At 73.3% G+C, this 442-nt stretch carries 1 protein-coding gene; it reads left to right on the top strand.

The window, feature by feature from the left end; all coding sequences use genetic code 11:
* Nucleotides 1–442 (top strand): ABC transporter permease (locus D7V77_RS42630; protein ID WP_199734017.1); only part of this gene is annotated, 442 nt, incomplete at both ends.

Genomic DNA, 442 nt, shown 5'->3' with positions numbered 1-442 from the left:
GGACGGGCTTTCTTCCAGCTGATGGGGACGTCCCCTGGGTTCGCGGTGGACCATGTCCTGACCGCGCACCTGGCCATCCCCCGGGAGCGGTTCGCGGACGGGGACCTGCCGCGGCGCCTGTTCGAGCCGGTGCTCGAGCAGGTGCGGGCACTGCCGGGAGTGCGTGCCGCGGGGATGACCTCGCTGCTGCCCATCCAGCGGGCCTGGAGCAACCTGCGCTACACGGTGGAGGGCGAGCCGCCCCTGGACCCCGGGGAGACGCCGTCGGCGGAGCGCCGCGCCTCCAGTCCTGGTTACTTCTCCGCGCTGGAGATTCCGCTGCTCGCGGGACGGGACTTCACCGCCCGGGACGCGGAGCCCGGACAGCCGCCGGTCGTCATCGTGAACGAGACCCTGGCGCGCCGGCACTTCCCGGAAGGGAGCGCGCTGGGACGCAGGCTCC

This window comes from Corallococcus sp. CA041A, from assembly GCF_003612075.1.
Classification (GTDB): domain Bacteria; phylum Myxococcota; class Myxococcia; order Myxococcales; family Myxococcaceae; genus Corallococcus; species Corallococcus exiguus.
The sequence above is the reverse complement of the archived record's forward strand: the minus strand, read 5'-3'. Positions and strand labels throughout refer to the sequence as shown.